Source organism: Mesorhizobium sp. WSM4809, assembly GCF_055811655.1.
This window is the reverse complement of the sequence record NZ_JBVVQW010000055.1, coordinates 1-1,163: the sequence shown is the minus strand read 5'-3', so window position 1 is coordinate 1,163 and position 1,163 is coordinate 1. Positions and strand designations below refer to the sequence as shown.

Annotated in this window: 1 protein-coding gene; it reads right to left on the bottom strand. The window is 63.2% G+C overall.

Annotated features, from left to right (window positions below):
* The coding region (tuf, locus tag AC0L24_RS33805; protein WP_352632602.1) for an elongation factor Tu at positions 1-1,163 on the bottom strand (1,163 nt) is incomplete at both ends.

The window sequence follows — 1,163 nt, the reverse complement described above, 5'->3', positions numbered from 1 at the left end:
TTGATGGTGACGACGATGCCGGCACCGACGGTGCGGCCGCCTTCACGGATAGCGAAGCGCAGCTTCTCTTCCATGGCGATCGGCACGATCAGCTCGACATCGACCGTGATGTTGTCGCCCGGCATCACCATCTCGGTGCCTTCCGGCAGCGACACGATGCCGGTCACGTCCGTCGTGCGGAAGTAGAACTGCGGACGGTAGTTGGTGAAGAACGGCGTGTGACGGCCACCTTCGTCCTTGGTCAGGATGTAGGCTTCGGCCACGAACTTCTTGTGCGGCTTCACCGTACCGGGCTTGGCCAGAACCTGGCCGCGCTCGACACCTTCACGATCAACGCCGCGCAGCAGCGCGCCGATGTTGTCGCCGGCCTGGCCCTGATCGAGCAGCTTGCGGAACATTTCCACGCCCGTGCAGGTCGTCTTGGTCGTCGGACGGATGCCGATAATCTCCAGCTCCTCGCCGACCTTGACCACGCCGCGCTCGACGCGGCCGGTCACGACCGTGCCACGGCCCGAGATCGAGAACACGTCTTCGATCGGCATCAGGAACGGCTTGTCGAGCGGACGAACCGGCGTCGGGATGTAGGCATCGACCGCAGCCATCAGCTCGCGGATCGCGTCTTCACCGATCTTCTTGTCGGAATCTTCCAGCGCAGCCAGAGCCGAACCCTTGACGATCGGAATGTCGTCGCCGGGGAACTCGTTCTTGGTCAGAAGCTCGCGAACCTCGAGCTCGACCAGTTCGAGCAGCTCGGCGTCGTCGACCTGGTCGACCTTGTTGAGGAACACCACGATCGACGGCACGCCGACCTGACGCGCCAGCAGGATGTGCTCGCGGGTCTGCGGCATCGGGCCGTCGGCGGCCGACACGACCAGGATCGCGCCGTCCATCTGCGCGGCGCCGGTGATCATGTTCTTCACATAGTCGGCGTGGCCGGGGCAGTCGACGTGAGCGTAGTGGCGGGCAGCCGTCTCGTATTCGACATGCGCCGTCGAGATCGTGATGCCGCGCGCCTTTTCCTCAGGAGCAGCGTCGATCTGGTCGTAGCGCTTGTATTCGCCAAAATACTTGGTGATCGCCGCCGTCAGCGACGTCTTGCCATGGTCGACGTGGCCAATCGTGCCGATGTTCACGTGAGGCTTGTTACGCTCGAATTTACCTTT